Source organism: Granulosicoccus sp. 3-233 (assembly GCF_052681095.1).
This window is the reverse complement of the sequence record NZ_JBQYLE010000015.1, coordinates 107,894-115,127: the sequence shown is the minus strand read 5'-3', so window position 1 is coordinate 115,127 and position 7,234 is coordinate 107,894. Positions and strand designations below refer to the sequence as shown.

Sequence of the window (7,234 nt, the reverse complement as noted above, 5' to 3'; positions counted from 1 at the left end):
GCGCAATCCCAGAACTTGATGCCCGCTGCGGGGAACAGGTCCGAGATGGGCATCATGGCGGAGCCGATAATGCCGAAAGCATGCTCGATACCATGGCGCTGCAAAACCTTTACGAACGCTTCTTCGGTTGTCATCTTCATGGAAAAATACCTCGACTTGTTCCAGTTTGGGTGAATATGGGTCTGAAGCCACAACAGCTTCGAAAAAGAGTGGCCCTTCCAGTGGGCCGGGGTTGGACAAGGTCCTGACTACCCGATCTCGGGAATCATGGCCAGTGAGAACCAGGGCACAAAGGCGATCAGCATCCAGGCAATCAGCAAACCCGTCAGATACATCAATGCAAAGGGCACGATCTTCGAATACGGGATACCGGTGGTGCCGCTGGCGACGAACAGATTGAGTCCGAAAGGCGGCGTGATGAACCCGATGGCCGCACCAACCAGAAAGATCACACTGAAGTGCACCGGATCGACTCCATGAGCCATGGCAATCGGTGCCAGTATTGGCGCAAAGATAACGGTGACCGGCAGACTTTCAAGAATACAACCGGCTGCCATGACGATGGCCATGCATACCAGCAATACAACCACTTCACTGTCACCAAACCAGGCAACGAAATTGGCAACCGCCTCTGCAGCGCCAAGCAAGCCGAACACCTGCTGCATCACGATCGAGATGGCGATCATCGGAGCCAGCATCCCGGTCAATTGCCCGGAGCGCAGCAGGATATCGGGCAATTGTCGAAAGCTGATCTCACGGGTCAGTAGCAGACCGGCCAACAGACAGAATCCAACAGTGATTGCGGCAGCTTCGGTTGGCGAGAAGATGCCCGAGTAGATGCCGTAGATGACAATGAAGATGGCGAAGAAACCGAGATAGGCAAGACGTCCGGTTCGCAGTACTCGCTTCATGCTCAATGGCTCGACAGAACCCCATCCATGCTTCTTTGCCAGGTACCAGCAAACGGCCTGCATGGCAAAGACCATCAGAATTCCCGGAAGGATGCCGGCAACGAACAGATCCGAAATGGACAGGTTCATCAGAAAGCCGTAGACGATGAAGATGATGGACGGTGGGATGATGATACCGACCGTACCACCAGCGGCAGCAGTGGCTGCAGCAAACCGCGTGTCATACCCGTCTTTTACCAGCACCGGATGCATGATGCCGCCAATGGTTGCCGTGGTAGCCGAATTGGAACCGGAGATTGCCGCGAAGAGCCCGCATGAACCGATCGTTGCCAGTCCCAGGCCACCGCGCATCCAGCTCAGGCAGGAGTGTGCAAAATCTGCCAGCCGTTTTGCTATCCCTGCGGCCGCTATCAGGTCACCGGTCAGAATGAATAATGGCAACGACAGCAGACCGAAGAAATTCAGACCTTCAAACAAGGTAAAACCGATATTTGCCAGTGTGAAATCGATGATGATCGACACACCGACCACCCAGAAACCGATGACCAGAAAGATTGGTACACCGATCAAGAACAACAGCAGGACGCCCAGCGATACCAGTCCGATTAACATTCCCTGATCCATGATATTCCCCTATGCCTGACCGATTGACTGAATATCAACCAGGAACTGCTCCCGCTTCCTGAAGCGTCTGATATCGTCCATCAGGTTCTGAACGACGCGCACCATCAGCAGCAACCAGGCCACTGGCGTTGCCATGTAGAACCACCATTGCATGATGTTGTCGGTACCCTGCACGATGGCAAAATTCATCTGTACCAGCTTGGTCTGCTCGATCGTGAAGTACACGACTATGGAGGCAAAAACCAGCCACAGGATCGCATCCAGCCACATGCAGGCATACTGCAGTGCGTAAGGCAGTCGCAAGCGGACATCATTGAAGACCAGATGCGTGCGTTTGCGAACGTTGTAGGAGCAACCTATCCAGGTTACCCATAGAAACAGATAGATCGGAATGGAAGAACTCCACGGTATCTGCGTTTTCAGTACAAAACGTTCAAACACCGCATAGACGATGATCAGTGCCATGGCAGAGTACGCGATCAGAATCAGTACTCTCTCCACATTTCGATCAAGCCATCTGAGGCAGGCCTTCAAGAGATTCATTGGGAGACACCTGGGGTAAACGGACAGAAGAGTCTCGAACCGGCAGCATCAGCGCTGCCAGTCGAGTTCAAGGAACAACAGCTTCTTTCGAACCTATCCCTGCCACCAGCGGCGGGCTTCAACCGAGGCAACCTCGGTATCCTTGGAAATCTCGCGAGCAATGTCGTAGATTTCCTGATAGACATCCAGACCACCTGACATCTTGTTCAGGCGCTCACGCCATTGCTCCCATTCCGCCGGACGATATTCCGGTGAACACATCTGCTCGGCCTTGTGAATCTCTTCATCGGACAAGGTAGCGACACGAACACCGTTGTCACCAAAGACGGTACCTGCCGGAGGATTGTCAACCGCACCGACAACCTCTACCAGAGCACGCTCCTGTTCCCGCTGCGTATACTGCTGCGCCTCGAAGGACGTCTCCATGACCACATCCTGCAGGTCTGCCGGCAGTGACTCGAAAGTCTTGTTGTTCATGGCCGTATGTTCGGTACCGCAGAAGAAGCGCAGATCGACCGCCTGCGACAGCACAGGTGACATGTTCGCGTAGGCCGCAGCGCCCATCCAGGTTTCCGCACCATCGATCAGACCTTGCTTGAGACCATCCAGTGTCTCTTCCCAGGCGATGGGAACCGGATTGAGTTCCATCAACTGCATCGCAATGCGGCCCAACTGAGTACCGGTTACCCGGTTCTTGGTGCCTGCCAGCTCATCGATGCTGGTAATGGTTGGAGCATCGGCAAACTTCTTGCCCATCATCAGGCCTCGCAGCTCGCAATGCGTGTACAGGAACTGGATGTTGTGCAGACGTCGCATCGGCTCACGCAGCAGTTGTTCGCTCTTCGGGTGATAGAAGAAGTGGTGCTGCGCTGCACGGCTGGGGAACATATAGGCGAAATCCAGCACGTTGTAGTAGGGTGCAGAACCTGCCGAGTTCTGGGTACTGGCAGTGAAGAGGTCAACGATGCCCTGTTGAGTCTTCTTCACACAATCGAGCTGATTGCAGATGGCATTGCTGCCGATGAATTCGATCTGCAGCGCTCCATCACTGGCCTCTTCCAGTCTCTTGGCGAACCAGAGTTGTCCGGATTCCTGAATCTTCAGGTTCTGTTCGTTGAAACCGGAGGCACCGAACTTCAGCGTCTTCAACGGCTTCTTGTCACGATCAGCCGCCGTGGCAGCCGCAGCTGTACCGACCCCCTCCAGCGTCAGCGGGCCAACGGTACCGGCAACTGCAAGCAGCGCGGACGTATAGCCATACCGCCCGGCTATCTTCAGAAAGCCTCGTCGATCAAGTGGTGTTTTCTTGCTCATGATGATCTGTCCTGTTGTCGCCTGATGAAAAACAGGCTGTGTGGTAATGACCGGTAACGACTGGTGAACCGCTACCGGGGGCTTGCCATCGAATCGGTCTCGCTGCTCAGGCTGAGGTAATGACTGACTCAGACCTGGCTTTGCCGGACGAGGCGACGGATGAACTACCCGAGGATCGTCTGGCATCTTCCAGGATCATGTCCACGGCTTTCTCCGCCATGGCAACAGCCGGTGCATTGGTATTGCCGGACACCAGCGTCGGCATGGCGGAGCAATCGATAACCCGCAAGCCTTCGATACCCCTGACTCGCAGACGGTCATCGAGAACCGCCATGGGGTCACTGTCGACACCCATCTTGCAGGTACCGGTCGGATGGAAAATGGTGGCACCGTGATTGCGACTGAACTCCAGCAACTCTTCATCGGTGCTGGCATCCGGCCCGGGTTTGACCTCACGCTTGACGTACGGTTTCATGGCACTGGAATTGGCAATGGCGCGTGCTGCCTTCAGGCTGGCAATGGCGGTTCGCCTGTCAAGATCGGTAGAAAGATAGTTCGGAACCATGGCAGGTGGCACCAGCGGATCGCTGGATTGAATATGCGCATGGCCACGAGACTCGGGACGCAACTGACAGACTGACAGCGTGAATCCCGAGAATGGATGAACACTGCCACCAGCCATGTCGGCAGACAGCGTTGCCACATGGAACTGGATATCGGGGGTCTTTGCCTCCTCCGGCAAGGCGCGCATGAAACAGCCACCCTGGTTGATGCCCACCGCCAGAGGTCCGGAACGGTGCAGCAACCACTGCATGCCGAGCTTCGCCTGACCCGCCCAGGAGTTCAACTGATCATTGGTCGTTGGAATGGTGGCTTCGTAGGTTGCGCGGATCTGCAGATGATCCTGCAGGTTCTCACCCACTCCCGGCGATTCGTGCACGACTGAGATACCCTGCTTCTGCAAGACCGTGCCGGGACCGATGCCGGAGAGCTGCAGCAATTGCGGTGATTGCAGAGCACCGGCCGACAACAATACTTCGCCGCTGGCGCGTGCCTCATGCAGGGTGCCATTCTGACGGTAGCGTACGCCCACGGCCCGCTTGCCATCGAGTATCAATCCCGTTGCCTGAGCGTTGGTTTCCACCCGCAGATTGCTGCGGTTTCTGGCCGGCTTCAGATAGCCCTTGGCCGTGCTCCAACGCCAACCCTTCCAGGTCGTCAGCTGATAGTACCCTGCGCCTTCCTGATTTTCGCCATTGAAATCGTCGGTGCGCGGCACGCCACTTTCGCCGGCTCCATTGATGAATGCTTCGATCAGTTCGTTCTTTGCGCCAATGTCGGACACGGACAAGGGACCCTCGCCCCCGTGGTATTCACTGGCGCCACGCTGATTGCGTTCGGAACGAATGAAATAAGGCAGCATGTCGTCATAAGACCAGCCGCTGTTGCCCAGCTCTGCCCAGTGATCGTAATCCTCGCGCTGGCCCCGAATGTAGATGAGACCATTGATCGAGCTGCAGCCACCGAGTGTCTTGCCGCGAGGCCAGTAGATCTTGCGATTGTTCATGCCCGGATCGGGCTCGGTGTGGAAGCACCAGTTGTATTTCTTGCTCCACATGGTCTTGCCATATCCGATCGGCAAGTGAATCCAGAAAGAGTTGTCCTTGGGGCCCGCCTCCAGCAGCAGAACCTTGACCGCAGGATCTTCACTCAGACGCCCGGCCAGAACGGCTCCGGCTGACCCTGCCCCAACTACAATGTAATCGTAACTTGCATTCATAGACGATTCCTTACCACCGGCTGCCCAATAACAGTGCAACTATCCCTTTTTGTGAATTTTTATCACATCTAAGTTGCCTTGCGAGAATTATACATTTAATCTATTTCGGAATGCAATGTTCCAAATAATAAAATTTTTATATCTACCCTTTAAAAAATCATGGGAAATGACCAAGTGATCAAAACCAGCAGCTCCGCTGAACGCACGCTTCGGGTGCTCCAATATCTGGCAGAGCGCTCTCAACCCGTGCCATTGGCAGAGTTGTCCGGCGAACTGGACCTGCCCAAACCCACCGTTCACCGCCTGTGTCAGCTATTGCTGGATCTGCGCATGATCAAACATGACGTGGAAGAGAAGACCTACCTCATCGGCCCGGCCTTGCAGAAGCTGGCCATGGACACACTGACGCACGGTACAGTCAGTCAATTGCGACACTCGGTGCTGGCAGACCTCGTCGACACGGTGGGAGAAACCTGCAACTTCACCACCCTCAACGGCTCGTCTGTGCTCTATCTGGATCGTGTGGAAACGCGATATCCATGGCGACTGACGATCGACGTCGGTGAATCTGTACCGATACACTGCACGGCCAGCGGCAAGCTGTTCCTCGCCATGATGCACAGTGTCAAACGGAACTATCTGCTGCGCCGATTGGAGCTCGCTCGATTGACCGACCAGACAATGACCGACCTGGACCAGCTGCGAGAGTCACTCGAAGAAGTCAGGCAGGTCGGCTATGCGCTGGATCAGCAGGAGTTCATCACCGGGTTGATCGCCATTGCCGTACCGGTGCATGATTCACAGGGCGAGCCAAGAGCAGCCGTTGCCATCCACGGCCCCACCAGTCGAATCTGCCTGCAGGACCTGCACGACATGCTGCCCGACCTGAAAAAGGCTGCGGCCAGGATGACTGAATTGCTCTGAACAAATGACTGAATTGCTCTGAACACCAGCCGTCTGCTCAGGCTTCGTCCCAGACCACTCTAAAACTCTGATGAGTCGTGGAACTGTCCGGGGTCGAGCCCGTTCTCGCCGCTATCCGATAACGGTAGCAGTAGCTCTTGTGGCAGAGGAATGACCCGCCCTTGGAAAGCTTGTAGCCTTTCATGGATCGAATGCGGGAGCGTGCCTTCGGGTTCTTCGAGTTGTTCGTGTAATTCTCGGCTGTCCACTCCCAGACATTGCCGCACATGTTGTACAAGCCATAGCCATTGGCTTCGAAGGAGCGAGCCGGCGCAGTCGCCCGAAAGCCATCAGCCCCCGTGTTGATCTTCGGAAACTCACCTTGCCAGATGTTGCAAGGCAGTGTATCCGTATCATTCGGTTCATCATCCCCCCAGGGGAACTTGACATCACCGAGCCCACCGCGAGCCGCGTGCTCCCATTCCACTTCGCTGGGCAGTCTTCCTCCCACCCAGCTGGCATAGGCCGTCGCATCGTTCCACGACACATGCACCACCGGATGATCAGGAAGGCAGGCACTACTCTGCGTACCGGGGCCATTCACCTCGCGCCAGTTGGCTCCGTGAATACGCCGCCACCATTCGATACCGAGCACTCCCTGCGAATGGGGGATGTCATCCGGCACCTGTTCCCAGAATACGAATGACCACCCGAAACGCTCCGCTTCGGTCACGTATCCGGTTTGTTCGACAAACGCCTGAAATTGCGCATTGCTGATCGTGGTCTGACTGATGCGAAACGGTTTGACACGTACCCGGCGCAAAGGGGTTTCACCATCATCCCGAATGCCCGGCTCCCTGGTCCCGACGCAAGCACTGCCACCGGGGATCGAACTGCTTTCCGGTCGTGAAGCCACCTCACATCGCTGCGTGCCGATTTCCGCTGGAGCCTCGGAATCCAGCAGCGTCGCATCTCTCGGCGGCGCGCAACAGGCATGTATCGAAGCGGCATCATTTCGGACTTCGATCAGAAGATCCCCGCACGACTGACCACCGCCGCGACAGCTCACGGTGCAAGCCGGCTGACAAGGCTCACGGTTGCTGATGTCCTGTTCCATGTTTGCGAATTTCTCTCGTTGCTGTCACCGCGGCAGAATCGG

The 7,234-nt window shown here is 55.9% G+C and carries 7 protein-coding genes; 1 reads left to right on the top strand and 6 read right to left on the bottom strand.

What is annotated here, in order from left to right:
- From ACUNV4_RS27310 to ACUNV4_RS27290, 5 genes are all read right to left on the bottom strand, one after another.
- A partial coding sequence (locus ACUNV4_RS27310; RefSeq protein WP_430881837.1) for a thiamine pyrophosphate-binding protein occupies positions 1-134 on the bottom strand: 134 nt, incomplete at its 3' end.
- Between the two features lie 114 nt (positions 135-248).
- Positions 249-1,523, bottom strand: a complete 1,275-nt coding sequence (locus ACUNV4_RS27305; RefSeq protein WP_430881836.1) for a TRAP transporter large permease — start codon at positions 1,521-1,523, stop codon at positions 249-251.
- A gap of 21 nt (positions 1,524-1,544) precedes the next feature.
- Entirely contained in the window at positions 1,545-2,078 is a 534-nt protein-coding gene (locus ACUNV4_RS27300; RefSeq protein WP_430881835.1) for a TRAP transporter small permease, read from the bottom strand.
- A 93-nt stretch (positions 2,079-2,171) separates the two neighbouring features.
- Complete coding sequence (locus ACUNV4_RS27295) at positions 2,172-3,392, bottom strand: TRAP transporter substrate-binding protein (RefSeq protein WP_430881834.1); 1,221 nt, start codon at positions 3,390-3,392, stop codon at positions 2,172-2,174.
- Between the two features lie 106 nt (positions 3,393-3,498).
- A complete protein-coding gene (locus ACUNV4_RS27290) occupies positions 3,499-5,172 on the bottom strand; it encodes a GMC family oxidoreductase (RefSeq protein WP_430881833.1) in 1,674 nt (557 codons plus the stop codon).
- Between the two features lie 174 nt (positions 5,173-5,346).
- Here ACUNV4_RS27290 and ACUNV4_RS27285 point away from each other — a divergent pair, with 174 nt between their 5' ends.
- The gene (locus tag ACUNV4_RS27285) at positions 5,347-6,096 is read left to right on the top strand and encodes an IclR family transcriptional regulator (RefSeq protein WP_430881832.1); all 750 of its coding nucleotides are present in this window, start codon (positions 5,347-5,349) and stop codon (positions 6,094-6,096) included.
- A gap of 37 nt (positions 6,097-6,133) precedes the next feature.
- Here ACUNV4_RS27285 and ACUNV4_RS27280 read toward each other — a convergent pair whose 3' ends face one another.
- On the bottom strand, positions 6,134-7,192 hold the full coding sequence (locus ACUNV4_RS27280) for a formylglycine-generating enzyme family protein (RefSeq protein WP_430881831.1): 1,059 nt from the start codon (positions 7,190-7,192) through the stop codon (positions 6,134-6,136).
- Positions 7,193-7,234 lie beyond the last annotated feature (42 nt).

Bases quoted from the DNA above. Each gene is read 5' to 3' on its own strand.
- ACUNV4_RS27300 (WP_430881835.1), bottom strand. From the start codon at position 2,078: ATGAATCTCTTGAAGGCCTGCCTCAGATGGCTTGATCGAAATGTGGAG.
- ACUNV4_RS27305 (WP_430881836.1), bottom strand. From the start codon at position 1,523: ATGTTAATCGGACTGGTATCGCTGGGCGTCCTGCTGTTGTTCTTGATC.
- ACUNV4_RS27280 (WP_430881831.1), bottom strand. From the start codon at position 7,192: ATGGAACAGGACATCAGCAACCGTGAGCCTTGTCAGCCGGCTTGCACC.
- ACUNV4_RS27295 (WP_430881834.1), bottom strand. From the start codon at position 3,392: ATGAGCAAGAAAACACCACTTGATCGACGAGGCTTTCTGAAGATAGCC.
- ACUNV4_RS27290 (WP_430881833.1), bottom strand. From the start codon at position 5,172: ATGAATGCAAGTTACGATTACATTGTAGTTGGGGCAGGGTCAGCCGGA.